At 70.5% G+C, this 25,903-nt stretch carries 27 protein-coding genes and 2 pseudogenes; 12 read left to right on the top strand and 17 right to left on the bottom strand.

The features are described 5' to 3' along the window. Nucleotides 1-61: 61 nt before the first annotated feature. On the bottom strand, nt 62-1,645 hold the full coding sequence (locus OG982_RS19555) for a S8 family peptidase (RefSeq protein ID WP_266785016.1): 1,584 nt from the start codon (nt 1,643-1,645) through the stop codon (nt 62-64). Between the two features lie 252 nt (nt 1,646-1,897). Here OG982_RS19555 and OG982_RS19550 point away from each other — a divergent pair, with 252 nt between their 5' ends. Together OG982_RS19550 and OG982_RS19545 are read left to right on the top strand one after the other, a co-directional pair. Then, the gene (locus tag OG982_RS19550; protein ID WP_266785018.1) at nt 1,898-3,010 is read left to right on the top strand and encodes a pyridoxal-phosphate dependent enzyme; all 1,113 of its coding nucleotides are present in this window, start codon (nt 1,898-1,900) and stop codon (nt 3,008-3,010) included. A gap of 131 nt (nt 3,011-3,141) precedes the next feature. Continuing rightward, the gene (locus tag OG982_RS19545; RefSeq protein ID WP_266785020.1) at nt 3,142-4,065 is read left to right on the top strand and encodes an EamA family transporter; all 924 of its coding nucleotides are present in this window, start codon (nt 3,142-3,144) and stop codon (nt 4,063-4,065) included. Between the two features lies 1 nt (nt 4,066). Here OG982_RS19545 and OG982_RS19540 read toward each other — a convergent pair whose 3' ends face one another. From OG982_RS19540 to OG982_RS19525, 4 genes are all read right to left on the bottom strand, one after another. Continuing rightward, nucleotides 4,067-4,861 (bottom strand): serine protease, encoded by a 795-nt coding sequence (locus OG982_RS19540; RefSeq protein ID WP_266785022.1) that lies wholly within the window; start codon nt 4,859-4,861, stop codon nt 4,067-4,069. Further along, complete coding sequence (locus OG982_RS19535; protein ID WP_266785024.1) at nt 4,858-5,916, bottom strand: esterase family protein; 1,059 nt, start codon at nt 5,914-5,916, stop codon at nt 4,858-4,860. The genes OG982_RS19540 and OG982_RS19535 overlap by 4 nt, the downstream gene beginning before the upstream one ends. 171 nt (nt 5,917-6,087) lie before the next feature. Then, nucleotides 6,088-7,236 carry an esterase family protein gene (locus OG982_RS19530; protein WP_266785026.1) on the bottom strand — a complete coding sequence of 383 codons (1,149 nt, stop codon included), beginning with the start codon at nt 7,234-7,236 and terminating at the stop codon, nt 6,088-6,090. Nucleotides 7,237-7,379: 143 nt separating this feature from the next. Further along, nucleotides 7,380-7,817, bottom strand: coding sequence for a MarR family winged helix-turn-helix transcriptional regulator (locus tag OG982_RS19525; RefSeq protein ID WP_266785028.1), 438 nt, complete (start codon nt 7,815-7,817; stop codon nt 7,380-7,382). 121 nt (nt 7,818-7,938) lie between these two features. Between OG982_RS19525 and OG982_RS19520 the strand changes: the two genes are divergently transcribed. Continuing rightward, on the top strand, nt 7,939-8,928 hold the full coding sequence (locus OG982_RS19520; RefSeq protein WP_266785030.1) for an SMP-30/gluconolactonase/LRE family protein: 990 nt from the start codon (nt 7,939-7,941) through the stop codon (nt 8,926-8,928). An 86-nt stretch (nt 8,929-9,014) separates the two neighbouring features. Here the strand turns inward: OG982_RS19520 and OG982_RS19515 are convergent, their stop codons facing one another. Beyond that, a complete protein-coding gene (locus tag OG982_RS19515; protein WP_266785032.1) occupies nt 9,015-9,506 on the bottom strand; it encodes a cupin domain-containing protein in 492 nt (163 codons plus the stop codon). 111 nt (nt 9,507-9,617) lie between these two features. Between OG982_RS19515 and OG982_RS19510 the strand changes: the two genes are divergently transcribed. After that, nucleotides 9,618-10,199 carry a Uma2 family endonuclease gene (locus tag OG982_RS19510; protein ID WP_266948975.1) on the top strand — a complete coding sequence of 194 codons (582 nt, stop codon included), beginning with the start codon at nt 9,618-9,620 and terminating at the stop codon, nt 10,197-10,199. Between the two features lie 343 nt (nt 10,200-10,542). On the opposite strand, the gene OG982_RS19505 is transcribed toward OG982_RS19510, so the two are convergent. The 4 genes and pseudogenes from OG982_RS19505 to OG982_RS19490 form a co-directional block, all read right to left on the bottom strand. Further along, nucleotides 10,543-11,076 (bottom strand): hypothetical protein, encoded by a 534-nt coding sequence (locus OG982_RS19505; RefSeq protein WP_266948973.1) that lies wholly within the window; start codon nt 11,074-11,076, stop codon nt 10,543-10,545. 23 nt (nt 11,077-11,099) lie between these two features. Beyond that, nucleotides 11,100-11,516: a hypothetical protein gene (locus tag OG982_RS19500; protein WP_266950001.1), complete on the bottom strand. Its 417-nt coding sequence runs from the start codon at nt 11,514-11,516 to the stop codon at nt 11,100-11,102. Nucleotides 11,517-11,646: 130 nt separating this feature from the next. After that, nucleotides 11,647-11,745, bottom strand: a pseudogene (locus OG982_RS19495) (DNA-binding protein); the annotation flags it as partial. Between the two features lie 49 nt (nt 11,746-11,794). After that, nucleotides 11,795-11,995: pseudogene (locus OG982_RS19490) on the bottom strand (type II toxin-antitoxin system Phd/YefM family antitoxin); the annotation flags it as partial. Between the two features lie 136 nt (nt 11,996-12,131). Here OG982_RS19490 and OG982_RS19485 point away from each other — a divergent pair. After that, complete coding sequence (locus OG982_RS19485; protein ID WP_266785038.1) at nt 12,132-12,746, top strand: antibiotic biosynthesis monooxygenase; 615 nt, start codon at nt 12,132-12,134, stop codon at nt 12,744-12,746. Nucleotides 12,747-12,946: 200 nt separating this feature from the next. Here the strand turns inward: OG982_RS19485 and ychF are convergent, their stop codons facing one another. Further along, on the bottom strand, nt 12,947-14,035 hold the full coding sequence (gene ychF / locus OG982_RS19480) for a redox-regulated ATPase YchF (protein ID WP_266785040.1): 1,089 nt from the start codon (nt 14,033-14,035) through the stop codon (nt 12,947-12,949). Between the two features lie 135 nt (nt 14,036-14,170). Between ychF and OG982_RS19475 the strand changes: the two genes are divergently transcribed. Continuing rightward, complete coding sequence (locus OG982_RS19475) at nt 14,171-14,689, top strand: DUF6542 domain-containing protein (RefSeq protein WP_266785042.1); 519 nt, start codon at nt 14,171-14,173, stop codon at nt 14,687-14,689. A gap of 25 nt (nt 14,690-14,714) precedes the next feature. On the opposite strand, the gene ppgK is transcribed toward OG982_RS19475, so the two are convergent. Further along, nucleotides 14,715-15,458, bottom strand: a complete 744-nt coding sequence (gene ppgK, locus OG982_RS19470; RefSeq protein ID WP_266785044.1) for a polyphosphate--glucose phosphotransferase — start codon at nt 15,456-15,458, stop codon at nt 14,715-14,717. A 26-nt stretch (nt 15,459-15,484) separates the two neighbouring features. Beyond that, the gene (locus OG982_RS19465; protein ID WP_266785046.1) at nt 15,485-16,477 is read right to left on the bottom strand and encodes a 4-hydroxy-3-methylbut-2-enyl diphosphate reductase; all 993 of its coding nucleotides are present in this window, start codon (nt 16,475-16,477) and stop codon (nt 15,485-15,487) included. A gap of 86 nt (nt 16,478-16,563) precedes the next feature. On the opposite strand from OG982_RS19465, the gene OG982_RS19460 reads away from it, so the two are divergent. The 4 genes from OG982_RS19460 to OG982_RS19445 all read left to right on the top strand — a co-directional run bounded on the left by OG982_RS19460 (nt 16,564) and on the right by OG982_RS19445 (nt 20,176). Next, nucleotides 16,564-17,937, top strand: coding sequence for an APC family permease (locus OG982_RS19460; protein WP_266948971.1), 1,374 nt, complete (start codon nt 16,564-16,566; stop codon nt 17,935-17,937). A 32-nt stretch (nt 17,938-17,969) separates the two neighbouring features. Then, complete coding sequence (xseA, locus tag OG982_RS19455; RefSeq protein ID WP_266785050.1) at nt 17,970-19,205, top strand: exodeoxyribonuclease VII large subunit; 1,236 nt, start codon at nt 17,970-17,972, stop codon at nt 19,203-19,205. Between the two features lie 35 nt (nt 19,206-19,240). Beyond that, nucleotides 19,241-19,483, top strand: coding sequence for an exodeoxyribonuclease VII small subunit (locus OG982_RS19450; protein WP_266785052.1), 243 nt, complete (start codon nt 19,241-19,243; stop codon nt 19,481-19,483). Nucleotides 19,484-19,582: 99 nt separating this feature from the next. Next, nucleotides 19,583-20,176, top strand: coding sequence for a malonic semialdehyde reductase (locus OG982_RS19445; RefSeq protein ID WP_266785054.1), 594 nt, complete (start codon nt 19,583-19,585; stop codon nt 20,174-20,176). A 96-nt stretch (nt 20,177-20,272) separates the two neighbouring features. On the opposite strand, the gene OG982_RS19440 is transcribed toward OG982_RS19445, so the two are convergent. After that, entirely contained in the window at nt 20,273-20,797 is a 525-nt protein-coding gene (locus tag OG982_RS19440) for a DUF4245 domain-containing protein (protein WP_266791848.1), read from the bottom strand. A 213-nt stretch (nt 20,798-21,010) separates the two neighbouring features. Here OG982_RS19440 and glpX point away from each other — a divergent pair, with 213 nt between their 5' ends. Further along, nucleotides 21,011-22,042, top strand: coding sequence for a class II fructose-bisphosphatase (glpX, locus tag OG982_RS19435; protein ID WP_030159594.1), 1,032 nt, complete (start codon nt 21,011-21,013; stop codon nt 22,040-22,042). 110 nt (nt 22,043-22,152) lie between these two features. Here glpX and OG982_RS19430 read toward each other — a convergent pair whose 3' ends face one another. Further along, on the bottom strand, nt 22,153-22,527 hold the full coding sequence (locus OG982_RS19430) for a WhiB family transcriptional regulator (RefSeq protein WP_323139296.1): 375 nt from the start codon (nt 22,525-22,527) through the stop codon (nt 22,153-22,155). A gap of 207 nt (nt 22,528-22,734) precedes the next feature. Then, nucleotides 22,735-23,400 (bottom strand): DUF1707 domain-containing protein, encoded by a 666-nt coding sequence (locus tag OG982_RS19425; RefSeq protein ID WP_266785057.1) that lies wholly within the window; start codon nt 23,398-23,400, stop codon nt 22,735-22,737. 172 nt (nt 23,401-23,572) lie between these two features. Between OG982_RS19425 and OG982_RS19420 the strand changes: the two genes are divergently transcribed. Continuing rightward, nucleotides 23,573-25,237: a fumarate hydratase gene (locus OG982_RS19420; protein WP_266785059.1), complete on the top strand. Its 1,665-nt coding sequence runs from the start codon at nt 23,573-23,575 to the stop codon at nt 25,235-25,237. Between the two features lie 60 nt (nt 25,238-25,297). Here the strand turns inward: OG982_RS19420 and OG982_RS19415 are convergent, their stop codons facing one another. Beyond that, nucleotides 25,298-25,873, bottom strand: a complete 576-nt coding sequence (locus tag OG982_RS19415) for a hypothetical protein (protein WP_266785061.1) — start codon at nt 25,871-25,873, stop codon at nt 25,298-25,300. Nucleotides 25,874-25,903: the final 30 nt, after the last annotated feature.

The following is a 25,903-nucleotide window of genomic DNA, read 5'->3' as shown; positions in this document are numbered from 1 at the left end:
AATGGTAAGCGGAGGGGGCGACCGCTCAGGCGGTCGCCCCCTCTGTCATGCGCGGCTCAGGTCAGAACTGGAGCGCCCAGGAGTCGATCTTCCCGGTGTCGATGTTCGCGTTGTCGTTCACGCGCAGCTTCCAGACCCCGTTCGCCACCTCCGAGGAGGCGTTGACCGTGAAGGTCTTGACGATGTTGTCCGCGCTGCCGCCGGTCCGGTTGTGCAGGTTGTAGACGGTGCCGTCGGGGGCGACCAGGTCGACCTTCAGGTCACCGGTGTACGTGTGCTTGATGTCGACCGGAACCTGGAGCGTCGCCGGGGCGTTGCCGGAGATCCCGCTGACGGTGACCGGCGACTCGACGGTGGCGTTGTCGTTGATCGCGTAGTCGGCCAGGTTCTCGAAGCGGGTGCCCGGGTTCGGCGGGGTGGTGCCGCCGCCGACGTAGAGCAGGCGGTTCGGGGAGCCGGATCCGGGGCTGGTCACCACGTTCGGGGTGGCCGCGCTCACCAGGGCCGAGGAGACCTGGGCCGGGGTGCTCGCCGGGTTCTGCGAGAGGTAGAGGGCGGCCGCGCCCACGACGTGCGGCGTGGCCATCGACGTACCGGAGATGGTGTTGGTGGCGGTGTCGCCGGTGCCCCACGAGGAGGTGATGGAGGAGCCCGGGGCGAAGATGTCCAGGATGGAGCCGTAGTTGGAGTAGCTGGCCTTGGCGTCGGTGTTGGTGGTGGCGCCGACCGTGATGGCCTCGGCGACGCGCGCCGGGGACTTGGTGCTCGCGTCGGTCGACTCGTTGCCCGCCGCGACGCCGTACGTGATGCCGGCGGCGATGGAGTTGCGCACGGCGGTGTCGAGCGCGGAGTCCGCGCCGCCGCCGAGCGACATGTTCGCCACGGCCGGCTTGACGGCGTTGCGGGTCACCCAGTCGATGCCGGCGACGACCTGGGCCGTCGTGCCGGAGCCGTTGTTGTCGAGCACGCGGACGCCGACGATCTTCGCCTTCTTGGCCACGCCGTACGAGTTGCCCGCGACGGTGCCGGCGACGTGCGTGCCGTGGCCGTGGCCGTCCTGGGCGGTGTTGTCGTTGTCGATGGCGTCGTAGCCGTAGGAGGCACGGGTGCCGAACTCGCCGTGGGTGATGCGGACTCCGGTGTCGATGATGTACGCCGTGACGCCCTCGCCGGCCTTGTCCGGGTAGGTGTAGCTCGTGTCGAGCGGGAGGGCCCGCTGGTCGATGCGGTCCAGGCCCCAGGACGGCGGGTTGGGCTGGGTGCCCTGGGCGTCGTCGACGGTGAACACCCTGTTCTGTACGACCGACTTGACCGCCGGGTCGGCGGCGAGCTTCTTGGCCTGCGCCTCGGAGACGGCGACGGAGTAGCCGTTGAGGGCGGCGCTGTAGGTCCGGTCGATCTTCGCGCCGTACCGCTTGGCGACGGCCTTGCCGCTGTCGGCGGTGGAGCGGGCGGCGGAGTCCTTCAAGGTCACGATGTAGCTGCCGGGGACCGCGTCGGCGGCGCCCGCGTTCTCTATGACGCCCTGGGGGGCGCTGTCCGCCGCGGCGGCGGGTAACGCGGCGGCGGTGCCCAGCGCGAGGGCCACGACGGCGGTCGCGCTGACGCCGGCGATCTTCCGGCGGGTGTGACGCATCACGGACATGTGAGGTGTCCTCCTGATAGGCGGGGGGTGGCGGCGGCGGTCCGGGCGGGCCATGGGGATACGGACAGCCGTGCGTGGGGGTGCGTGGACACACAGGACTGCCGGCGTAGGCATGCCCATGACAAGAATTCCTGTCGGCCGGACCGCCGCCAACGAAAGGTTGACCCACCCTCCGGGCATCCCACAAGAGGACAACAGACGCGTAACATCCGTGCCATACAACGGCCATGATTGAGCAAAGGTGGACCGCACATGACGCACGCACTGCCCGGCTACGTCTGCCCGGACGACGGCACGCGCAGCGACGTGCGGACGGCGCCCTGGTGCTGCCCCCTGTGCGGCGGTCCCTGGGACCTCGATTTCACGCCGGACCCGGCCGCGCCCCTCACCCCGGCCGCCGGCCCCCACTCGCTGTGGCGCTACGGCTCCGTGCTGCCGCTGCCGGGGGCTTTCGCCGTCACCCTGTCGGAGGGCAACACTCCGCTGGTCCCGATGGCCGAGCGCATTCACGCCAAACTCGACTACCTGATGCCGACCTTGTCCTTCAAGGACCGGGGTGCCGTGATGCTCGCCGAGGTGGCCCGGCGGCTGGCCCCGCGGCGGGTGGTCGCGGACAGCAGCGGCAACGCGGGAACGTCCGTCGCCGCCTACTGCGCGCGGGCCGGACTGAGTTGTGAAGTTTTCGTGCCCGAGGGCACTTCGGAGAAGAAGACGGAACAGATGCGGGCCCACGGGGCCGCCGTCCGCGTGGTCCCCGGGGGCCGGGAGGCCGCCGCGCTGGCCGCCCGCGCGGCCGCGGAGGAGCCCGGCGTCTTCTACGCGAGCCACGTCTTCAACCCGTACTTCCTGCACGGTACGAAGACGTACGTGTACGAGATCTGGGAGGAGCTCGGCGGCCGACTGCCGGAGGCGCTGGTCGTCCCGGTGGGCAACGGCACCCTGCTGCTGGGCGCCGCCCTGGCGGTGGCGGAGCTGGCGCGGCGCGGGGTGCGGCCGCCGGCCCTGATCGCGGTCCAGTCCGAGGCGGTGGCCCCGCTGGCCGAGGCCTTCGCGGCGGGGGCCGAGGACGCCGACCCGGTGGAGCAGCGGCCGACCCTGGCCGAGGGGATCGCCATCCCGGCCCCGCCGCGGGCCCGGCAGATCCTGGCCGCGGTCCGCAAGTCCGGCGGGACCTTCCTGACCGTCCCGGACGACCGGCTGCGGGCGGCCCAGCTCGACCTGGCGGGACGTGGCCTCTTCGTCGAGCCGACGGCCGCCGCCTGCTGGGCGGCGGTGGGCCCGGGCGCGCCCGGCGACCCCTTGCAGGGGCGCACCGCGGTGCTGCCGCTGTGCGGCGCGGGGGCGAAGACGGGCTTGGCCCGCTAGACCTGTCGTCGAGGTGGCGCCCGCTCAGGGGGCGGCATACCCCCGCCGCTCAGGTGGTGGGGGCGGCCACGCCCGCTCAGGGGGTGGGACACCCGGATGCCTGCATGCGCCAACGACCATAGGATCCGGCCATGCCCCCCTCCACCGCCGCGCCCGGCTCCGAGGCCCCGAAGGTCACCGGCACCGTCTGGTTCGCCCTGGCCCTCGTCTACGTCGTCTGGGGCTCGACCTACCTCGCCATCCGGATCGTCGTCGAGACCATGCCGCCCTTCCTCTCCGCCGGGGTCCGGTTCATCACCGCCGGCCTCCTGCTGGCCGGCATCGTCGCCCTGCGCGACGGCCCGGCGGCGCTGCGGGCCACCTCGGCGCAGGTCCGCTCGGCCGTGGTGGTCGGCCTGCTGCTGGTCCTCGGCGGCAACGGGCTCGTCGTGCTCGCCGAGACCTCGATCCCCTCCGGCCTCGCCGCGCTGCTGGTGGCCGCGGTGCCGATGTGGCTCGTGGTGCTGCGGGCCGCCACCGGGGACCGGCCGCCGGCGCGCACGCTCGGCGGGGTCCTGCTCGGCTTCTGCGGCCTGGCGGTGCTGACCAGCCCGGGGATCGGCGGCGCGGTGCAGCTGTCGGGGGTGCTGCTGGTGCTGGCGGCCTCGGTGCTCTGGTCGCTGGGCTCGTTCTCCGCGCCGAGGCTGGAGCTGCCCGCCAACCCCTTCACCGGGAGCGCGTACCAGATGCTCGCGGGCGGGACCGCCGACGTCCTGGTCGGCCTGATCCGGGGCGAGCACCACGGCCTGGACCCGGCGGGCTACTCCACGTCCTCCTGGCTGGCGCTCGGCTACCTGGTCGTCTTCGGCTCGCTCGTGGCCTTCACCGCGTACGTGTGGCTGCTGCGGTCGGCGCCGCTGTCGCTGGTCGCCACGTACGCCTACGTCAATCCGGTCGTCGCCGTCGCGCTGGGCGCGCTGATCCTCGACGAGGCCCTGACCTGGCCGATCCTGCTCGGCGGCGCCGTCGTGGTGGCCGCGGTGTGCGTGATCGTCAGCACGGAGCGCAAGGCGTAGCTCAGCCCCGCGCGGCCCGGTCGTAGAGGGCCTTCGCGCGCTCGTCGTACAGGGCGGCGGTCGAGTCGACGTCCGTCTCCCCGCCGCTCAGTACGCCGATCAGGCGGCCCGGCTCCCCCGGCCCGCCCCGGTCGGCGATCCAGGGGCTCCCGCTGGTGCCCGTCCAGAACCCGGCGCAGCCGATGTACAGCATGTCGGGGTCGTCCTCGTCGTGCCGGGTCTGGGTGGTGCACGAGACGGGCTTGTTCTGCGGGTTGCGGTCGGACTCCGGATAGCCGACCACCGTGACCTCGCGCTCGTAGCCGGAGGTCCAGTCGGGTTTCGGGGCCTCGCCGCCGCCCACGGCCTCCTGGAGGCTGCGCCCGTCCGGGCCGGGCTCGATGGTGAGGAAGGCGAAGTCGGCGGTGTCGTCGCCCCACTTCGTCCAGCGCTCGTCCACGTGGACCGCGCGGACCTTCCACACCCCGAAGGGCTGGGTTCCCGCGCCCTCCCCGGAGAAGCCGGGGGCGAAGGAGAGCTCGCCGATGGCGAGGCCGTCGTGCGCGACCTCGCCGGGCTCCCCGTCCTCGCCCGCCGGGGCCACGCAGTGCGCGGCGGTGGCGACGACGTTGCCGCGGGGGCTGTCGACCACGCTGGCCGTGCACCAGTGCTCCCCGTTGGCCATGAGCACGCCGACGGTGGGGAAGGGGTCCTCCGGCTCCGCCGACTCGGCCGGCGCCTTCAGGAGCGCCACCGCGAACACGGCGGTGGCCCCGGCGGCGACCGCCGCGCAGGCCCCCTTCACCACGGGGCTCATCCCACGGCGGGGTCGGGCGTCGGCGGCCGCATCACATTGCTGATCCACTCCAGGGAGCCCTCCCTCATGCCGCGCACGTACGACTTTCCGTTGTGCTGACCATCCTCGATCACCTGGAGCCGGGTGTGCACGGGACCCTTCCCGTACTCCCGCATGAACTGCTCGGCCCGCTCGCGGCCGCTCTCCTCGGTGCCGATCTGGAAGTTCACGTACACGTCCGGGCCGCCTTCCTCGATCAGCTTCGCAGCGAGCTTCTCGGGGTTGTTCTCGTCCATGGCCTGCGTGTTCCCCTTCCACAGCGGGGAGTCGGGGACGAAGTCGGTGCCGCTGGCGATCACCGCCTTGAAGCGGTCGGGGTACTTCAGGACGTGCTTGAAGGCGCCGAAACCGCCCGAGGAGGAGCCCATGAAGGCCCAGCCGTCGCGGTCGGTGAAGGTGCGGAAATTGGCCTTCGTGAAATCCGGGATGTCATCGGCCATCCAGGTGCCCATGCGGGGTTCACCGGGGATGTCCGAGCCGTCGTAGTGGTGCTTGGTGTCGGCGTTGATCACCGGCATGACGAGGATGAAGGGCAGGCTGGTGCCCGCCTTCACCCCGTCGGTCACGGCCTGCTGGAGGCCGAGGCCGGGGCCGGTGCCCCAGTAGTTCTTGGGGTAGCCGCGGCCGCCGGGGAGGGAGATCAGGACCGGGAAGCCGCTCTTGGCGTAGCGCGGGTCGTCGTACTCCTTGGGGACCCACACCCAGACGTCGCCGGTGAAGCCGGACTTCTTGCCGGTGAGGGTGGTGCGGGCGATCTGCGTGCCGTCGGGCAGCCGGGAGGTGCGGACGAACTCGGCGGCCGGGCCGGTGGGCATGCTCACGCCCGGGCGGATGTCGGCGGCGGCCGCCGTCTTCTGCTGGGTCTTCCCGAAGGAGGTGGGATCCCCTATGTCGGAGAAGAGGCCGAACTGGTACGCCGCCAGGCCGCCGCCGGCGGCGAGGGTGAGTGCGAGCCCGCCGCTGATCAGGAGGAGGCGCCGACGCCGCCGGGGGCCCTGGTGGTCTTGTCGCTGCACGGAAATGTCCCGTTCCCTCTCCGGCGCTCCTGCGGGAGCGCGGGTGGGACCGTTCGGTCCCCCTTACACCCATTACAGAGGATTGAACGACCGGACCGGTTGCCTGGGCCCGGGGGCGTGGCGAACACCACTCCGCGCCTAGCCCGCCTCCTCACACCGCCGACCCCCTTCTCAGCCGGTGCCCTCCGGCTTCGGGGCCTTCAGCACCTTGCTGATCCACTCCAGCGAGCCTTCCTTCATGCCGCGCACGTAGTGCCAGCCGTTGTGCTCGCCGTTCTGGATGTCGCGGATGGTCATCTTGACCGGGCCCTTGCCGTACGCGTTCTTGAACTGCGTCATCCGCTGCTTGCCGCTCTCCTTGGTCCCGACCTGGAAGTTGATGTACACCTCGGGCCCGTTGGTGTCGATCAGCTTCTGCGCGAGCTTCTCGGGGTTGTTCTCGTCCATCTCCGCCTGGTGTCCCTTCCAGAGCGGGGAGTCGGGAACGATCTCGCCGCCGCTGGCGATCACTGCCTTGAACCGGTCCGGGTACTGGAGGAGCAGCTTCATGCCGACGAACGCTCCCGAGGAGGAGCCCATGAAGGCCCAGCCGTCGCGGGACTTGTACGTACGGAAGTTGGCGCGGGTGAAGTCGGGTATGTCCTCGGAGAGCCAGGTGCCCATCTTGGCCTGGCCGGGTATGTCGGAGCCGTCGTAGTAGTACTTGGCGTCCGGGTTGAGTACCGGCATGACCACGATGAACGGCAGGCTGGTGCCCGCCTTGACCCCGTCGGTGATGGCCTTCTGGAGGCCGAGACTGCGGTCGGACCAGTAGTTGGCGGGGTAGCCGTTGCCGCCGGGGAGCGCGATGAGGACCGGGAAGGCGGCCTTGGCGTACTTCGGGTCGTCGTACTCCTTGGGCGCCCACACCCAGACGTCGCCGGTGAAGCCGGACTTCGCGCCCGCGAGGCGGGTCTTCGCGATGATCGTGCCGTCGTCGAGCTTGGCGGTCTGCTTGAACGCGGCCTTCGGGCCGGCCGGCATGAGCACGTCCGGGTCGCCGGTCGGCCCGGCCGGCGAGGGCTCGCCCGGGGCGGCCGGGGCAACCGGGGCGTCCTGCCGCTCGGGCTCGGCGGGCGGCCGGTTCTTGCCGAAGCTCACGGTCTCGCCGTTGCCCGAGAACCACTCGTACTTCCAGGCCGCGAAGCCGCCGCCGCCGAGGACGAGCGCGCACACCACACCCGTGCTGATCCAAATCGGGCGGCGCGACCGCCGGGGCGTGCGCACGGGCTCGGACGGGTCCTGGCCATCGGACTGCGGACGCTGCGGGTAGTCGTGCACGAAACTTCGCTCCGAACGGTCATGGCTGTCCCGGGGGCGGGACAGAGCGGCTGGGCATCCCCTAGTGCTGATGGGGGAATGGCCGGGGCAGTTCCAAATCCGGGTAAAAAACATGAACGCCGAGGCTCCCGGGGCCTCCTGCCTCAGCGCTGCTCGTCAAGCACCTGGGCGCAGCGCCCGAGCAGCGCGATCAGCGACTCCCGCTCCTCACCGGAGAACTCGGCGGCGAGCGCCCGCTCCACGCGCACGGCGTCGGCGTCCGCGCGCAGCATCACCGCTTCCCCCTCCTCCGTGAGCCGGGTCTCCAGGACGTTGCGGTGCCATTCGTGCGGGGTCCGCTCGATGAGCCCGCGCTCCTGGAGGTTCTTCAGCACGGTGTTCATGGTCGGCGGCGTGACCCCGCACAGCCGGGCGAGGGCGGCGGCGGAGATGCCGGGCTTCTCGGAGAGCCAGAGCAGGGCGGCGTACTGCGGAACCGTTACGCCTGCGGGCTTCAGGGCCGCGTTCTTCGCCGCGAGGAGCGCCTGCTCGGCGCGCTTGATGTGGGAGCCGATGCGCTCCTCGGCGGGCATGGAGGTCATCCCCGCATACTACGACCCTTGCAAACATTAGAGCTCTAACATAGATTCGCATTCACCACACCGGAAGAGGACACACACCATGCCCACATCCATGCCCGTGCCCACGCCTATGCCCACCTCCATGTCCATGCGCCCGCGACTGATCACGCTCGCCCTGACCACCCTCGCCGTGACGGCGACGACCCTGACCCTCGGCAGCACCACGGCCGGGGCGAGCCCCTCCCCCCGCGTCTCGACCGCGTTCACGATCCCCGGCGAGAAGGTCTACCCCGAGGGCATAGCCGCCGACCCCCGTACCGGCACGGTCTACGTCGGCTCGTACGCGGACGGCACCGTCTACCGGGCCCGCCCGGGCGCCCGTAAGGCCGAGGTGTTCCTGCCCGCCGGCACCGACGGCCGCGACACCGCGAACGGGCTGCGCGTCGACGCCCGGGGCCGCCTGTGGGTCACCGACTCCACCACCGGCGTCGCCGTGTACGACGCCCGGACCGGAACCCGCCTGGCCCACTTCGAGGTCGAGGGCGGCGGCCCGTTCTTCGTCAACGACCTGGCCATCACCCCGGACGGCACCGCCTACCTGACGGACAGCGTCCGCGCGGTGGTCTACCGCGTCACCCCGGCCCAGCTGGCCGCCGGCTCCGGCGCCCTGCTCCCGGCGTTCGACCTGAGCGGCCACCTGGCGCCGCGCCCCGCGGGCACCTTCAACCTCAACGGCATCGTCGCCGACCGGTCCGGCCGCTACCTGCTCACCGTGGACATGACGGCGGGCGACCTCCACCGCCTCGACCTGCGTACCGGCGCCATCACCCGGGTCGCCCTGACCGGCGGCGACCTCAAGGCCGCCGACGGCCTCGACCTCTCCCCCGACGGCACCCTGCGCGTGGCCCACAACACCAGCAACACGCTGACCCGCTGGCAGGTCTCCCCGGACGGCACCCGCGCCCGCCTGACCCGCACGATCACGGACCCCGGCCTCCAGATCCCCACCACCCTGGCCCACATCCCGGGCCGCACCCTGGTGGTCCGCTCCCAGTTCGACAAGGACGGCCCCCTGACCCCCTCCACGGGCACCCCGACGACCTTCACGATCGCCGCGGTCCAGGGCCTCTGACCGGCGAGACGCCGCAGGCGGCGCCGCCGCCGGAGTCCGCGCTCCCCAAGCGATGCCTGGGAACTGCCGCGCAGTTGCCCCGGGCGCTATTCGACGAAGTAGGAGTCGTGGCGCACGAAGAACTCCGTGCGCTCCTCGTCCGTCGCGTCCGCGAGGGCCGCCAGCCCCTCGAAGTACTCCTCGCGCGGCGCGCCCGGGGCGAAGAGCATCAGCATCTCGGCGGGCGCGTCCGAGTCGTTGCGGAAGGCGTGCAGCCCGCCCTGCGGCACGTACAGGAAGTCGCCCTTCTGCGCGTCGATCCAGTCCACGCCGTTGAACAGCCGGACCGTGCCGTCGAGCACGAAGAACGACTCCGAGATCGTCTTGTGGAAGTGCGTCTTGGGCCCGCCCGCCTTCGGGCTCATCTCCACCCGGTAGAGCCCGAACTCACCGTTCGTGGAGGCCTTGGTGGCCAGGTAGTGAATCGCGTCCCCGCCCGCGACACCGAACTCGGGCGGGGTGTCCACGGTCCGGAAGACCGCGCTGACCTCGCCCTCTTCCCGGCTGTACACCTGCTCCGGGTACTCCGGATACGACATCACGACCCCCTCGTAGACGACCCTGCCGGAGGCGAGGCACTGCCCCCGTCATGATCAACCGCGACACCACCGCGCTATTCCCCCCGGCCCGCAGGCCGCTACCGTGAAGCCATGACCGCACTGCCCGACTGGATGCGCCCGCCGCGCGCGGAAGGCTGGTTCGCGGAGGACCTGGACCGCCTCCCCGAGGCACCACGCCACACCGAGCTCATCGACGGAGCCCTCGTCTTCATGATGTCGCCCCAGCGGTGGTGGCACGGCCACCTCGTGACCATGCTCACCGTCGCCCTGATGGAGCAGGTACCCGCAGACGCCAGAGTCGGCCGCGAGATGACCATCAAGCTCGACCAGCGCAACCGGCCCGAACCGGATCTGCTCGTGACGACGGCCGACTACGAAGCCGACCGCACCTGGTTCGCGCCCAACGAGGTCCGGCTCGTGATCGAGGTCGTCTCCCCCGAATGCGCCCACCGCGACCGCACCGTCAAACTCCGCAAGTACGCGGAGGCCGGCATCCCGCACTACTGGTGCATCGAGGACGAGGACGGGGCACCCGTCGTCCACGTCTACGAGCTCGACGAACCCACCGGCGCATACGCGCCCGCCGGGATCTTCCGCGGCACCCTCCAGCGCCCGGTGCCCTTCGAGATCAGCCTGGACCTCGACAAGCTCACACCACCCCGAAGCAGCTGAGAAGGGAACACAAAAAAAGGGGTCGGTCTCAGCAGAGTCCGGCCCCTCTTGGGATCACACGCTGAAGCGGAACTCCACCACAAGGCCTTGACCTGCACATTTGCGGCGTCATCCCGGCTCCATCCCAGCGCGGGATCCGCGACGAGGTACGAGAACGTTCAGGACCGCCGGCACTACACAGCTACGCCGACAATGCACCAAGAGCTGCGGGCTTCTCGCAACGCCTGCAACCTGATCGTGCGCGCCAACAGGAACCAGCGCCTCCGATGAGCAGCACCTTCACGCCGCAACACGCCAAGGCACATGCGGTCGCCGTTGCTGCCGATCGCCCGGAAAACCGGCGCTACAACGGTCCCAGAACCTCCGCGCAATCAAGGGCGAGGCGTCCGATGCTTCCGGCTTCGCCAGGGGATCGGATCAAGGAATAGATGAAGAGCCCGGCGGCGGCCAGTCCGTGAAGAACCCTGACGTATGTGTCGGTGTTGAAGCTCCACGGGCTGCGGAGAAGTGCCTTGTTCAGCACGATGACCTCAATGGTCACGCTGACGGCCATGGCGCATGCCGTGTAGACCATGGCCCACCAGATTGAAGGTCCAGGGTCAGCCTCGAAGACAAGTTGCAGGCTGGTGCCGGCTACGAGCAATGGCACCGGGGCAAGTAGATAGAGCAAGACCGTGAGCGGGATGTGCCACGGCCCCATGTAGAAGACATACTCGCCATCGTCGTCGTCATCGTCATCGTCCTGAACCGTCTCGCGGAAGCGAGGTGTCGCGGGGTCGAAGTGGTAGTGGTTCTGAACGAAGTGCTGATCTCTACCGGCCTGATGGATCTGGGCCGCATCGGAGGCATCGGCCCACATCGACCAGGACTCGTTCATCTCTCCGTCCTGACGGGCCGGAGTCACGGCTGGGTGATCTTCTGGTCGCGTCCGGCCTGAAACACCTGCCCGTTGCCGCTCGCATTGGCGGTCATGTTCAGGGAGGGGTGGGCACCGCTGGTGTGCTGTTGCGCGAGCACCGCGGTGAGCTGCCTGAGGTCGTCAAGAGCCTGAGGTCGTGCGACGAGCAATCCGAGCAAGTGCCCGTTCCATGCAGCGACAAGCGCGGCGTGCGCGTGTTCATCACCCGCTTGGAGAGAACCAACGAGAACCCTCCGGCTCTCCTCGAAATCCTCATGGATCGCGTCGGCAGACTCGGGCCGGAACCGTTGCCAGAGCGCTACGACGCCATCCCTCGCGCGCTGCCAGCCATCCGTAGCCATCGCCGAAACGATGGCGGTGCCAGTCGCGCCGGCAACTGCGACGATCTGCGGGTCCACACATTCCTCCTGGAAGACGCAGGACGATCTCGTGACTCCACGTGCTGTCGCAACCATACGGGCGCGCACAGCAAGTCAGCAGCCATAGCCCGCCGTTGATGACTCTCGACCGGTCCGTCCAGGAGCTGTCCGCCGAGCTCCTCCCGTGCGAGCCAGGGTCCATCCGCAGCTTCGAGGCCGTCCTCGCCTCCTCGTCGCCCACCGGGACTACGCGCAGCCCGGAGAGCACCAGAGCCAGGACGTGTGGTCCTCCCAGCCCTGATCCTCGAAGACAAGCCTCACGCGGCACCCGCACCCGCACCCGCGTCCGCCGAGTCCGGATCGATCAGCTCGCGCTCCGACACATTGACGTGGGCCAGCGCGTTCTCGTACGCCTTGAGGAGCCGCCGGGCGTTCGCCGGCGAGCGCAGCAGGTACGAACCCTCGCGCAGCGCCGCGTAGTCCTCGGCCGAGACGAGCACGGCATTGCCGTGTTTCGAGAAGCCACACGCGCCCGGCGACCGCCCGCCTCTTCACCTGAATGCCCCTGCCACGTTGCCCCCCATCCGCCCCGGTCATCGCATGGAGTGGGAGCACGAGCCCGCGCGGGGCCACCGGAAGGCAGGAAAGGGCGCTATGTACGTTCGCAGCATCTATGCAACGGGTGATCCGGCCGAGCTCGACGGGGTCGCCGAGGCGCTCCGGACCGACGGGCGTGCGCTGCTGTCGGCGGAACCGGGCTTTCGCGGGATGGGGCTGTTCGCCGACCGCGAGCTCGGCAAGCTCCTGGTGGGATCGTGGTGGGAGGACGAGGCCTCCCGGCAGGCCAGCTACGAGAACCTGAGCAAGCGGCGGGCCGAGATGATGGCGCCCTTCGCGCAGACCGTGACGGTCGACAACTGGGAAGCGGCGGTCGCCCGGCGCGCAGAGGAACTCGTGCCGGGCGCGGGGTTCCGGCTGGTCCACATGGACGTCGAGCCGGCTGACATCGACCTGCTGGTGGACACGTTCCGCGACACCTCACTGCCCAAGGTCCAGAAAATCCCCGGACTGGCCGGCATCTCCCTGCTCATCGATCGCGACCGGGGCAGAGCCGCTGTCGGCTCGCTCTACGCCGACCGCGACGCACTCGTGGCATCCCGTGGCGCCGTCGCGGCGGTCCGCGGAGAGGCCACCGCGAAGGCTCGCGCAACCACCCGCAGCCTGGAGGAATTCGAGGTGGTCCTCGCCACGGCGGTCCCCCACTCCTGACCCTGGGCCGCCTCGCGCGCCGGGCCAGCAGTCGAACTGACACCGCGATTCCGAGTCAGTACAGGGGTGGTGTGGGTCGTACAGGTCGGACACCGTTCCACGGTCTACGACACGCAGCCGCTCCAGGTTCTGCGGACTGCCGCGGACAGCACAACGGCCTGACCTGCCTTCTCGCAGGTCAGGCCGTTGTTCACGTCCAATCAGACGTTGAAGCGGAACTCCACCACGTCGCCGTCCTGCATGACGTAGTCCTTGCCCTCCATGCGGGCCTTGCCCTTGGCGCGGGCCTCGGTGACCGAGCCGCAGTCGACCAGGTCCGCGAAGGAGATGACCTCGGCCTTGATGAAGCCGCGCTGGAAGTCCGTGTGGATGACGCCGGCGGCCTCCGGGGCGGTGGCGCCCTTCTTGATCGTCCAGGCGCGGGTTTCCTTCGGGCCGGCCGTCAGGTACGTCTGGAGGCCCAGGGTGTCGAAGCCGACGCGGCCGAGGGTGGCGAGGCCGGGCTCGTCCTGGCCGACCGACTGGAGGAGCTCGAGGGCTTCCTCGTCGTCCAGCTCGGAGAGGTCCTGCTCCAGCTTGGCGTTCAGGAAGATCGCCTCGGCCGGGGCGACCAGCGCGCTCTGCTCCGCCTTGAAGGCGTCGTCCGTCAGCTCGTCCTCGTCCACGTTGAAGACGTAGAGGAACGGCTTCGTGGTGAGCAGGTGCAGCTCGTGCAGGAGGTCGCCCTGCTCCGTGCCCTTGGTGATGCCCTTGGAGAAGAGGGTGTCGCCCGCTTCGAGGATCTTCTTGGCCTCGACGACGGCCGCGAGGACCGCGACCTTCTCCTTCTGGAGGCGGGACTCCTTCGTCAGGCGCGGTTCGGCCTTCTCGATGGACTGGAGGTCGGCGAGGATCAGCTCGGTGTTGATCGTCTCGATGTCGTCCTTCGGCGAGACCTTGCCGTCGACGTGGACGACGTTCTCGTCCTTGAAGGCGCGGATGACCTGGCAGATCGCGTCCGACTCGCGGATGTTCGCGAGGAACTTGTTGCCCAGGCCCTCGCCCTCGGAGGCGCCGCGCACGATGCCGGCGATGTCGACGAAGTCGACCGTCGCGGGGAGGACCTTCTGCGAGCCGAAGATGCCGGCCAGGACCGCGAGGCGCGAGTCCGGAACGCCGACGACGCCGACGTTCGGCTCGATCGTGGCGAACGGGTAGTTGGCCGCCAGCACGTCGTTCTTGGTCAGGGCGTTGAACAGGGTCGACTTGCCGACATTCGGCAGGCCGACGATTCCGATCGTGAGCGACACGTTGGCGACTTCCCGTAGCTGGAGGGGGCGGCGGCCCGGGAGTGGGCCACCGGACAGTTTACTTTCCGATGAGTGGGGGTGGATGTACGCGTGTCCGGCCGCCGGAACCGCACGGTCCGCGCCTACTTTGGTGACGTGGAGCAATACAGGACGCGACCCGTCGTTCACGCGCAGCGACAGCAGCCGGCCGGCCCGGCCGCCGCCCTCTCCGGTGTGCCCGCCCAGAGCGGCGGACGGCGGCCCGGTGCGCCCGCACCCCGCCGCCGGCTGCCCCGCCCCAAGCTGACCGGGCTCGGCGGCGGGCTGTTCGCCTGCGTCGCGATGCTGCTGGTCGGCGGCATCGCCTGGCTGCTCTTCGGGGCCTCGCTCTTCGTCTACGGGCTGCTCTTCCCGCCCGTCGCCGCCGCCACCGCCGTCTGGGTGCGGCCGGCGGACCTGATCACGGCACCGATCAGCGCCCCCATCGCCTTCGCCGCCGGAGTGTGGCCCATCGCGGGCGGCTCCGGCGGCTTCGGCGGTCAGTTGATGGGGGTGGTCTCGGCGCTGTCCCTGCACGCCGGCTGGCTCTACGCGGGGACCCTCGTCGCCGCGCTGATCGCCCTGGTGCGCAAGGCCGTGCTGATCGGGAAGCGGCCCGGGCGCCGGATGGCGTAGCCGGACGGCGTAGCCGCCCCAGGTGCTACGCCTGCGGCTTCGCCGCCATCGCCGCCCCGACGATGCCCGCGTTGTTCTGGAGCTTCGCCGGCACGATCTCGGCCCGGATGCCCTCGATCAGCGGGAGGAACTTCTCGGGCTTGCGGCTGACCCCGCCCCCGATGATGAACAGGTCCGGGGAGAACAGCATCTCCACGTGGGCGAGGTACTTGTGCAGCCGGTGCGCCCAGTGCTCCCAGCTGAGCTCCTCGTCCTCCTTGGCCTTGACGGACGCCCGCTTCTCCGCGTCGTGCCCCTTGAGCTCCAGGTGCCCGAGCTCCGAGTTCGCGACCAGGTGCCCGTCCGTGAAGAGCGCGCTGCCGATGCCGGTACCCAGGGTCAGCAGGATGACCGTGCCGGAGCGGCCGCGCCCCGCCCCGTACGTCATCTCCGCGACCCCGGCGGCGTCCGCGTCGTTCAGCACCGTCACCGGACGGCCGTCGAGGCGGGCGCTGAGCAGCGCCGCCGTGTCGACGCCGATCCAGCCCTTGTCCATGTTGGCGGCCGTCCGCGTGACGCCGCCGGTGACGACCCCGGGGAAGGTCACCCCCACGGGCCCGTCCCAGTCGAAGTGGCGCACCACCTCGACGACACAGCCGGCCACCCCGTCGGGGGTGGCCGGCTGCGGTGTCAGTACTTTGTGGCGCTCCTGCGCCAGGTCGCCACGGTCCAGGTCCACGGGAGCGCCCTTGATCCCGGAACCGCCGATGTCCACGCCGAAGATCTGCATGGACTCACCGTACGAAACGTCGCGCCCTACTTCTCGGCGATCAGCCGGGCCGCTTCGGCGCGCAGGTCGCGGCGCAGCTCCTTCGGCAGCGAGAAGACGATGGACTCCTCGGCCGTCTTGACGATCTCCACGTCCGCGTAGCCGCGCTGCGCGAGCCACTCCAGGACCTCTTCGACCAGCACCTCCGGCACCGAGGCGCCCGAGGTCAGGCCGACGGTGGTGACGCCCTCCAGCCAGGCCTCGTCGATCTCGCTCGCGAAGTCGACGAGGTACGCGGCGCGCGCGCCGGCGTCGAGCGCGACCTCGACCAGCCGGATCGAGTTCGAGGAGTTCTTCGAGCCGACGACGATGACCAGGTCGGAGTCGGCGCCCATCACCTTGACCGCGGCCTGGCGGTTGGAGGTGGCGTAGCAGATGTCGTCGCTGGGCGGCGAGACGAGCAGCGGGAACTTGGTCTTCAGCGCGTCGACCGTCTCCATCGTCTCGTCGACCGAGAGGGTGGTCTGCGACAGCCAGACGACCTTCGACTCGTCCCTGACCTGGACCTTCTCCACGTCGTGGGGGCCGTCGACGATCGTGATGTGGTCCGGGGCCTCGCCGGAGGTGCCGATGACCTCCTCGTGGCCCTCGTGGCCGATGAGGAGGATGTCGAAGTCCTCGTTCGCGTACCGGATCGCTTCCTTGTGCACCTTGGTGACCAGCGGGCAGGTCGCGTCGATCGTCGCGAGCTTGCCGCGCGCCGCCTCCTCGTGCACCACCGGGGCCACGCCGTGCGCGGAGAACATCACGATGGAGCCCTCGGGCACCTCCTCCGTCCGCTCGACGAAGATGGCGCCCTTCTTCTCCAGCGTCTGGACGACGTACTTGTTGTGCACGATCTCGTGGCGGACATAGACCGGCGCACCGTACTGCTCGAGAGCCTTCTCGACAGCGATCACGGCTCGGTCCACGCCCGCGCAGTAGCCGCGCGGAGCGGCGAGCAGGACACGGCGGGAAGCGGGAGCAGTCATAGGCTCCATCGTACGGGGGTCTCCAGGAGGCCGGTCGTCGCCCGTTCGGCACAAACTGGGTCGAATGTCCGTACTCCCCGCCCCCCGGAGGAACGATGACGTCCGCTACCGAGCCCGCCACGGAGCAGTCCGCGCTGCGGCGGAGCCTCGGCTTCCGTGACCTGGTCGTCTACGGGCTGCTCTTCATCGCGCCGATGGCCCCCGTCGGGATCTTCGGGACCCTCGACGCCAAGTCGCACGGGGCCGTCGCGCTCGTGTACGTCTTCGCGACGATCGCGATGGGGTTCACGGCCTTCTCCTACGCCCAGATGGTGCGGGTCGCCCCGCAGGCCGGCTCGGTGTTCACGTACGCCCGCAAGGGCCTCGGCGAGGGGGCGGGGCTGATCGCCGGGTGGATGGCGATGCTCGACTACCTGCTGATCCCGGCCGTGGCGTACCTGTTCTCCGGGATCGCGATGAACGCGCTGGTGCCGCAGGTGTCGCGGTGGGTGTGGACGGCGCTGGCGGTGGTCGTGACGACCCTGCTGAACCTGTGGGGCGTACGGGCGGCCGCGCGGGTGGGGTTCGCCGTGCTGGCCCTGGAGATCGCGGTGCTGCTGGTGTTCGTCGTCGCGGCGGTGTCCGTGCTGGTGCGGGGCGGGGCGCAGCGCGGCTGGCTGTCCCCGCTGACCGGTGACGGCTCGCTGGGCTTCTCGACGGCGGCCGTACTGGGGGCGGTGTCGGTCGCGGTGCTCTCCTACCTGGGGTTCGACGCCATCGCCTCGTTCGCCGAGGAGGTGACGGGCGGCTCGGAGAAGGTGGCGCGGGCGGTGCTGTTCTGCCTGGCGATGGCCGGGGTGCTGTTCGTCGCGCAGAGCTACCTGGCGGCGCTGCTGACGCCGGTGTCCTCGGCGGAGCTGGCGGCCGATCCGGCGCAGCAGGGGCCGGCCTTCTACGACGCGGTGGAGTTCTCGGTCGGGAACTGGCTGCACGACCTGGTCGCCGTCAGCAAGGCGATCGGGGCGGCGTTCGCGGCGCTGGCCGGGCAGGCGGCGGCGGGCCGGCTGGTGTTCGCGATGGCCCGGGAGCGGCGGCTGCCGCGCGCCCTCGCGCACACCTCGGACGGCACGCCGCGGCCGGCCCTGCTGGTGGCGGCGACGATCACGCTGGTCGCGGCGGTGTGGGCGGCGCGCCGCGACGACGGCCTCGACCACCTGGTCTCGGTGGTCGACATCGGGGCGCTGGTGGCGTTCACCCTGCTGCATGCCTCGGTGGTCGGCTGGTTCGTGGTCCGGCGCGCCGAGGGACCGCCGATCTGGTGGAAGCACCTGGTGGTCCCGGTCCTGGGCGCGGCGGTGACCGTCGCGGTGATCGTCGAGGCGTCCTGGACGGCGCAGCTGGTGGGGGCGGTGTGGCTGGTGGTGGGCCTGTGCGTGCTGGTGGCCCAGCGCGGGCGACGCGCGGAGGGCACACCGGGCGACGCCCTCTGACCTGTGTCGGTGTCGCCCGTTAGCCTGCGTGCATGGGTCTGAATACGTCGGCTGACGCGCCGCTGCCGGTCGGACAGGTGTCCCGGCTCATCGGGGGCTGGATCGACAAGCTCGGCCAGGTGTGGGTGGAAGGGCAGATCACGCAGCTCTCGCGGAGGCCGGGGGCGGGGGTGGTCTTCCTGACGCTGCGCGACCCGTCGCACGACATCTCGCTCAGCGTGACCTGCTTCCGGCAGGTCTACGACGAGGTCGCCGACGCCGTGACGGAGGGCGCGCGGGTCGTCGTACTGGCCAAGCCGGAGTGGTACGCCCCGCGCGGGCAGCTGTCCCTGCGGGCGACGGAGATACGGCCGGTCGGCATCGGCGAGCTGCTGGCCCGGCTGGAGAAGCTGAAGCGGTCGCTGGCCTCCGAGGGCCTGTTCGCGCTGGACCGCAAGAAGCCGCTGCCGTTCCTGCCGCAGCTGATCGGGCTGGTGGTGGGGCGGGCCTCGGCGGCCGAGCGGGACGTCCTGGAGAACGCCCGGCGGCGCTGGCCGGCGGTCCGCTTCGAGGTGCGCAACGTGGCGGTCCAGGGGGTGCGCGCGGTGCCCCAGGTGATCCAGGCGGTCAAGGAGCTCGACGCGCTGCCCGAGGTGGACGTGATCATCGTGGCGCGCGGCGGCGGCAGCGTGGAGGACCTGCTGCCGTTCTCCGACGAGGAGGTCGTACGGACGGTCGCGGCGGCCCGTACCCCGGTGGTCTCGGCGATCGGGCACGAGCCGGACTCCCCGCTGCTGGACCTGGTGGCGGACGTGCGGGCCTCCACGCCCACGGACGCCGCGAAGAAGGTGGTCCCGGACGTGGGCGAGGAGCTGGACCGCGTACGTCAGCTGCAGGGCCGGGGGCTGCGGGCGGTGCGGGGGCTGCTCGACCGGGAGGAGCGGGGGCTGGCGCACGCGCTCGCGCGCCCGGTGTTCGTCCACCCGCAGCGGATGGTGGAGACCCGGGAGGCCGAGGTCGAGGCGCTGCTGGCGCGCAGCCGGCGGACGCTGGGGCACCTGCTGGACCGGGCGGACTCGGAGCTCACGCACACCCTGGCCCGCGTGGTGGCGCTGTCCCCGGCGGCGACGCTGGAGCGGGGGTACGCGGTGCTCCAGCGGGCGGACGGGCACGTGGTGCGCTCGCCGCAGGACGTCGCGGAGGGCGACGAACTGCGCGCGCGGGTCGCGGAGGGCGAGTTTCACGTACGGGTCGACGGCTCGCGGGTCAACGGCTCGCCGCAGCACTGAACTGGCCGCACACACAATCGAGGTGGGAAACGGGAATGGCTGAAACCGATACATCGCTGGGGTATGAGCAGGCGCGCGACGAACTCGTCGAGGTCGTCCGCAGGCTGGAGGCCGGCGGCACCTCGCTGGAGGACTCCCTGGCCCTGTGGGAGCGGGGCGAGGAGCTCGCGCAGGTCTGCCGGCACTGGTTGGAGGGGGCCCGCGCCCGGCTGGACTCGGCGCTGGCGGCCCGGGAGGCGGGGGCCGAGCCCGGGGAGTCGGAGGATGGCCGGAAGTGATCCCTCTCACCTCGGAACGGATTTAGTTGAAGTTTCATCTATCTCCGTCGTAGAGTCGGGGCATCGGCTTCACCCCCCTGTACGTAAGAAGGCTTTCCGATGTCTCTCGTTCTTGACTCCGCCGCGCAGGACCTGCTGTTCCGCGAGGCTCGCACCGTTGGTTCGTTCTCCGACGAGCCGGTGACCGAGGAGCAGGTCCAGGCGATCTACGACCTGGTGAAGTACGGCCCCACCGCCTTCAACCAGACCCCGATGCGCATCACCCTGGTCCGCTCCGCCGAGGCCCGCGAGCGCCTCGTGAAGCACATGGCCGACGGCAACAAGGACAAGACCGCCGCCGCGCCGCTGGTCGCGATCCTGTCCGCGGACAACGAGTTCCACGAGGAGCTCCCGCACCTGCTGCCGTACTTCCCGCAGGCCAAGGACGTCTTCTTCTCGGAGCGCCCGGTCCGCGAGCAGTCCGCGCTGCTGAACACCGCGCTGCAGGCCGCCTACTTCATCGTCGGCATCCGCGCCGCCGGCCTGGCCGCCGGCCCGATGACCGGTGTGGACTTCGCGGGCCTCCAGAAGGAGTTCCTGGACGCCGACCACACCCCGGTGATGGTCGTCAACATCGGCAAGCCGAGCGACGAGCCCGCACCGTTCGACCGCGCCCCGCGCCTGGAGTTCGACCAGGTCGTCACGACCGTCTGAGCACCGCGCGACGCCGCACCGCACCGCCGTACGAAGAAGCCGCCCGCCCCGGTCTCCGGGGCGGGCGGCTTCTTCACGTACCGAGGGGGCGCACCCCTACTGGACGGGCGCCTTCTTGAACTCCAGCGCCGCCGCCATCGCGCCCAGCTGCTCGAAGGAGGCGGTCCCGGTCACCACGGTGACGTAACCCTCCCCCTGCCGCACGAGGGCGTCGTACTTCTCGCCCTCCCAGCGCTCCCAGGCGGCGTCGCCGACCTGCTGCGTGCGCCCGGTGGCCTTCGCCTGCTGGGTGACCTTGGCGAGGTACTTCGGCGTCGCCTCGCTGGACTGCTCGACGGCCACGTACTGGTCCTGCGGGTCGAGGAAGCCGAGGTGCCAGGAGTCGGCGTTCTTGCGCTCGTACGCCACCGAGGTCGCCCGCCACTTCTCGGGCAGGCCGACGGGCGCGGCCAGCGGGTACGGGGCCGCGCGCCGGGCGGTGATCGCCTCCACCCGGTAGTCGACCACGCGTGTCGGATCGGCGTCCTCGTCATGCGGGATGAAGATGTAGATCCCCGCGACCAGGAGACCGATCACCGCCAGCGACCGGACCATGTCCCAGATCGTCTGCTTGCCTTTCATACCTGCCACGGCACCATCGTCCCGCATCACCGGGAGCGATCACCGCGCGGGGTGGGCGCGGCGGGCCGGCAGACGCGCAAGACGTCCGCTCAGGCCAATCAGCTGACCTATATACCGCTCATACGTGACCCGGTCTGCTCAATTTATCGACGTACCGATAGAGTTCCAGCACCCTCACATCCCGGCCGTCGTCGTACAGAAAGGTGCGCTCCGATGACCGAGCACAACCTGCCGCCCCAGCTCGAAGTCTCTCCCGAGGCCCCCGACCGCAACCTCGCTCTCGAACTCGTCCGGGTGACCGAGGCCGCCGCCATGGCCGCCGGCCGCTGGGTCGGGCGCGGCGACAAGCTCGGCGCCGACGGCGCCGCGGTCAACGCGATGCGCACCCTGATCTCCACCGTCTCGATGAACGGCGTCGTCGTCATCGGCGAGGGCGAGAAGGACGAAGCCCCGATGCTGTTCAACGGCGAGCGGGTCGGCGACGGCACCGGCGCCGAGGTCGACATCGCCGTGGACCCGATCGACGGCACCACCCTGAACGCCAAGGGCATGCCGAACGCCATCGCCGTGCTGGCCGCCGCCGACCGCGGCACCATGTTCGACCCGTCCGCGGTCTTCTACATGGAGAAGCTGGTCACCGGCCCCGAGGCCGCCGACTTCGTCGACATCAACGCGCCCGTCTCGGTGAACATCCGCCGGGTCGCGAAGGCCAAGAACATGGCCGTCGAGGACGTCACCGTGATCATCCTGGACCGCCCCCGCCACGAGGGCATCGTCAAGGAGATCCGCGAGACCGGCGCGCGCATCAAGTTCATCTCCGACGGCGACGTCGCGGGCTCGGTCATGGCGGTGCGCGAGGGCACCGGCGTGGACCTGCTGCTCGGCATCGGCGGCACCCCCGAGGGCATCATCTCGGCGTGCGCCATAAAGTGCCTCGGCGGCACGATCCAGGGCAAGCTGTGGCCCAAGGACGAGGCCGAGCGCCAGAAGGCGATCGACGCGGGCCACGACCTGGACCGCGTGCTGCACACGAACGACCTGGTCTCCGGCGACAACGTCTTCTTCGTCGCCACCGGCATCACGGACGGCGAGCTGCTGCGCGGCGTCCACTACCGCTCGGAGACCGCGACCACGTCCTCGCTGGTCATGCGCTCGAAGTCGGGCACGATCCGGCAGATCGACTCGACCCACCGGCTGTCGAAGCTGCGCGCGTACAGCGCGATCGACTTCGACCGCGCCCAGTAGGGGCGGACCGGGCCGGCCGACGGTACGGCGAGAGGGGCGGTTCCCGTGTGCGGCGGGACCGCCCCTCCGGCGTTTCCAGGACTCCGTGCCCGGCGACCGGCGCAGATCCGCTAGCCGGCGGCCGCGATCGGCCCGGCTCCCGGACTCTGGCGCAATTCCGCCGCCCGGCGCCGCCTGCGGGCCAGCACCACCCGGCGCTCGGCGGCCGTGAGCCCGCCCCACACCCCGTACGGCTCCGGCTGGAGCAGCGCGTGCTCCCGGCACGCGACCATCACCGGACAGCGGGCGCAGACCCGCTTGGCGGCCTCCTCGCGCGACAGCCGGGCCGCGGTCGGCTCCTTGGAGGGGGCGAAGAAGAGCCCCGCCTCGTCCCGGCGGCACACCGCCTCCGCGTGCCATGGGCCGTCCTCTTCCCTCGCCGGCACCCGCGGCTTCGGCACGGCGGCCGGACGCGCCCGAAGGGTCTGTACGGCGGCTACCTGCAGGGACTGATGCGGCGGATGCTGCACGGTCTACTCCTGACGACGTATACGCAAGCGAGAGACGATGCACCTGTCCCTACCCGCTGTACGCGCCCCTATGCACCGGGTGCCGCCCGGGGCGGGCCTTCGACCGAAACATGACGGCGACATGCGCCGGTGCGCGCCCGGCGCCGTCACGCGCGTTCCGCTTCCGCCCGCGCCGGCCGGCCGCTACTTCTGCGTGCGCTTCCGCAGCTTCAGCGCGAGGTCCACCAGGCGGGCGCCGAGCTTGGGACGGGCCTCGATGTTGCCGAGCAGCGCGAAGCCGCGCACGATCACCACGGGCGCCTGCGGGTCGGACTCGCCCCGCCCCTGGCCGCGCACCTCGAAGTTGCCGAGGACGCCGCTGCCGTAGCCGCGCAGGGTGACGTTCTCGGGGACCAGGATCTCGACGTTGCCGAGGACGCAGGTCACGTTGATCTCGGTGACCTGCTGCTCGAAGACGGCCTCGGTGAGGTCGATGCAGATGTCGCCCATGACGGAGACGGCCCGGGTGTGCGCGCCCGGCCGCCAGCGGCCCTTGCGGGCGGAGCTGCTGCACACGGCGACGACGGTGTCGGTGGCGGCGGCCGACGCCGGCCCCGTGGCGTAGGCGGCCGCGGAGGCCGGGGCCGGAGGGGTGACGCCGGGCGCGGGCAGGTCCCGTACCAGCACCTCCAGCTCCCCGACGGTCTTGAGGGCGTACAGCGAGTCCAGGCGCTCGGAGTGCTCCTCGGCGGTCAGCCGGCCCTCCGCGAGGGCATCGGCGAGGATCTGCGCGATCCGGTCCCGGTCGGCGTCGGAGGCGCGCAGATCGGCGGGCGCGGCGGGGGCGGCGGCGTGCTTTTCCAAGTCCACGCGACCCAGCATAGCCAGACACGATAGATCGCGATACTCCTCCGTGGAGTCCCGCGCGCGTCGAGTGAGCCTTACCTCACAAGCACAGCTTCCGGCAGAGGTCCTACGCTGGATAGCCGCGCTGCCAAATTGGTCGTCAGTGCTGTCTGCCGAGTGAGGAATGACTGCCGTCATGCCAGAGTTTGCGTACACCGACCTGCTGCCCCTGGGCGAGGACGCCACCCCCTACCGGCTGGTGACCTCGGAGGGCGTCTCGACCTTCGAGGCCGACGGCCGTACGTTCCTCAAGGTGGAGCCCGAGGCGCTGCGCAAGCTCGCCGAAGAGGCGATCCACGACATCCAGCACTTCCTGCGCCCCGCGCACCTCGCGCAGCTGCGCCGCATCATCGACGACCCCGAGGCCTCGTCGAACGACAAGTTCGTCGCCCTCGACCTCCTCAAGAACGCGAACATCGCGGCGGCCGGCGTGCTGCCGATGTGCCAGGACACGGGCACGGCGATCGTGATGGGCAAGCGCGGCCAGAACGTGCTGACGGAGGGCGCCGACGAGGCGGCCCTCTCGCGCGGCATCTACGACGCGTACACGCGCCTCAACCTGCGCTACTCGCAGATGGCCCCCCTCACCATGTGGGAGGAGAAGAACACCGGCTCGAACCTGCCCGCGCAGATCGAGCTGTACGCGACCGACGGCGGCGCGTACAAGTTCCTCTTCATGGCCAAGGGCGGCGGCTCGGCCAACAAGTCGTTCCTCTACCAGGAGACCAAGGCGGTCCTCAACGAGGCCTCCATGATGAAGTTCCTGGAGGAGAAGATCCGCTCGCTGGGCACGGCGGCCTGCCCGCCCTACCACCTGGCGATCGTGGTCGGCGGCACCTCGGCGGAGCACGCGCTCAAGACGGCGAAGTACGCCTCGGCCCACTACCTCGACGAGCTCCCCACCGAGGGCTCCCCGCTCGGCCACGGCTTCCGGGACCTGGACCTGGAGCAGCAGGTCTTCGAGCTGACCCAGAAGATCGGCATCGGCGCGCAGTTCGGCGGCAAGTACTTCTGCCACGACGTGCGCGTCGTCCGCCTCCCGCGCCACGGCGCCTCCCTGCCGGTCGCGATCGCCGTGTCCTGCTCGGCGGACCGCCAGGCGACCGCGAAGATCACCGCCGAGGGCGTCTTCCTGGAGCAGCTGGAGCGGGACCCGGCGCGCTTCCTGCCGGACACCACGGACGAGCACCTCAGCGACTCCTCGGACGTCGTCTCCATCGACCTGAACCAGCCGATGGCCGAGATCCTCGCGACGCTGACCAAGCACCCGGTCAAGACCCGCCTGTCCCTTACCGGCCCGCTGGTCGTGGCACGCGACATCGCGCACGCCAAGATCAAGGAGCTGCTGGACTCGGGCGCGGAGATGCCGCAGTACCTGAAGGACCACCCGGTCTACTACGCCGGCCCGGCGAAGACCCCCGAGGGCTACGCCTCGGGCTCCTTCGGCCCGACCACGGCCGGCCGCATGGACTCCTACGTCGAGCAGTTCCAGGCGGCGGGCGGCTCGATGGTCATGCTGGCCAAGGGCAACCGCTCGCAGCAGGTGACCGACGCGTGCGCCGCGCACGGCGGCTTCTACCTCGGCTCCATCGGCGGCCCGGCGGCGCGCCTGGCCCAGGACTGCATCAAGAAGGTCGAGGTCCTGGAGTACGAGGAGCTCGGCATGGAGGCGGTCTGGAAGATCGAGGTCGAGGACTTCCCGGCGTTCATCGTCGTGGACGACAAGGGCAACGACTTCTTCCAGAACCCGGCCCCGGAGCCCACGTTCACCCACATCCCGGTCCGCGGCCCGGGTCTGTGACCTGAGGAAGGGCCGAGGGGCCCCGCACCGCCGAACGGCGGCGCGGGGCCCCTCTCCCGTTCACTCGGCGGCGGGATCGGCTCCGCCGGACGAGCGCGCCACCCTGTCGATGACCGCCAGGGACCTGATCGTGACGCGGCGCTCGATCTCAAGGAATTCACGGGAGAACTTTTCCGGGTCCTTCTCGTACCGCGCCCTCCCGCGCGCAGAGGTGAACGCGGAGGCCGGAACCGCGTCCTGGCCCTCCGGAATGAACTTCAACACCTCTTCGACTGCGGCCAGCGCACTCGCCATCGCACCCCGGTACTTGTGGCGCTCGGATTCCGGCGAGTTGAGCACTCCGGTCCCGGCCCAGCGTCGGTAACGATCTGCTACATCGGAGAACTCACCAGGATCGATGATCGCGGACGGCTCGGCGCCACCGTAAGCAGGCGGAGGCGGCGGAATCTCCACGGCCATCACGAACTCGAAGCGACGCTCCCGACCGCAGTTGCGGCACACACCCTCATACACCGCCACCAGGTCATCACCGTGCTGCTCCAGATGATGCCGACGCTCGAAATCCGCACCCCCGCACTCACAGGGGTGCAGATCCATGTACAGGTGCGCTTCCGACGAAGAGCGAGCTCTCAACATGACATGATCCTAAAGTCTGTTGTGCGATGT

The organism is Streptomyces sp. NBC_01551 (assembly GCF_026339935.1).
Taxonomy (GTDB): domain Bacteria; phylum Actinomycetota; class Actinomycetes; order Streptomycetales; family Streptomycetaceae; genus Streptomyces.
Note: the sequence above shows the minus strand (reverse complement) of the source record. Positions and strands in the feature narration are given on the sequence as shown.

Excerpts from the sequence above, each read along its gene's own strand:
- OG982_RS19485 (WP_266785038.1), top strand. The coding sequence starts at position 12,132 with ATGTACGTTCGCAGCATCTATGCAACGGGTGATCCGGCCGAGCTCGAC.
- OG982_RS19545 (WP_266785020.1), top strand. The coding sequence starts at position 3,142 with ATGCCCCCCTCCACCGCCGCGCCCGGCTCCGAGGCCCCGAAGGTCACC.
- OG982_RS19525 (WP_266785028.1), bottom strand. The coding sequence starts at position 7,817 with ATGACCTCCATGCCCGCCGAGGAGCGCATCGGCTCCCACATCAAGCGC.
- OG982_RS19505 (WP_266948973.1), bottom strand. The coding sequence starts at position 11,076 with ATGAACGAGTCCTGGTCGATGTGGGCCGATGCCTCCGATGCGGCCCAG.
- OG982_RS19460 (WP_266948971.1), top strand. The coding sequence starts at position 16,564 with ATGACGTCCGCTACCGAGCCCGCCACGGAGCAGTCCGCGCTGCGGCGG.
- OG982_RS19440 (WP_266791848.1), bottom strand. The coding sequence starts at position 20,797 with ATGAAAGGCAAGCAGACGATCTGGGACATGGTCCGGTCGCTGGCGGTG.
- glpX (WP_030159594.1), top strand. The coding sequence starts at position 21,011 with ATGACCGAGCACAACCTGCCGCCCCAGCTCGAAGTCTCTCCCGAGGCC.
- xseA (WP_266785050.1), top strand. The coding sequence starts at position 17,970 with ATGGGTCTGAATACGTCGGCTGACGCGCCGCTGCCGGTCGGACAGGTG.
- ppgK (WP_266785044.1), bottom strand. The coding sequence starts at position 15,458 with ATGCAGATCTTCGGCGTGGACATCGGCGGTTCCGGGATCAAGGGCGCT.
- OG982_RS19450 (WP_266785052.1), top strand. The coding sequence starts at position 19,241 with ATGGCTGAAACCGATACATCGCTGGGGTATGAGCAGGCGCGCGACGAA.
- OG982_RS19520 (WP_266785030.1), top strand. The coding sequence starts at position 7,939 with ATGTCCATGCGCCCGCGACTGATCACGCTCGCCCTGACCACCCTCGCC.
- OG982_RS19550 (WP_266785018.1), top strand. The coding sequence starts at position 1,898 with ATGACGCACGCACTGCCCGGCTACGTCTGCCCGGACGACGGCACGCGC.
- OG982_RS19415 (WP_266785061.1), bottom strand. The coding sequence starts at position 25,873 with ATGTTGAGAGCTCGCTCTTCGTCGGAAGCGCACCTGTACATGGATCTG.
- OG982_RS19540 (WP_266785022.1), bottom strand. The coding sequence starts at position 4,861 with ATGAGCCCCGTGGTGAAGGGGGCCTGCGCGGCGGTCGCCGCCGGGGCC.
- OG982_RS19555 (WP_266785016.1), bottom strand. The coding sequence starts at position 1,645 with ATGTCCGTGATGCGTCACACCCGCCGGAAGATCGCCGGCGTCAGCGCG.
- OG982_RS19515 (WP_266785032.1), bottom strand. The coding sequence starts at position 9,506 with ATGTCGTATCCGGAGTACCCGGAGCAGGTGTACAGCCGGGAAGAGGGC.
- OG982_RS19445 (WP_266785054.1), top strand. The coding sequence starts at position 19,583 with ATGTCTCTCGTTCTTGACTCCGCCGCGCAGGACCTGCTGTTCCGCGAG.
- OG982_RS19465 (WP_266785046.1), bottom strand. The coding sequence starts at position 16,477 with ATGGAGCCTATGACTGCTCCCGCTTCCCGCCGTGTCCTGCTCGCCGCT.
- OG982_RS19510 (WP_266948975.1), top strand. The coding sequence starts at position 9,618 with ATGACCGCACTGCCCGACTGGATGCGCCCGCCGCGCGCGGAAGGCTGG.
- OG982_RS19420 (WP_266785059.1), top strand. The coding sequence starts at position 23,573 with ATGCCAGAGTTTGCGTACACCGACCTGCTGCCCCTGGGCGAGGACGCC.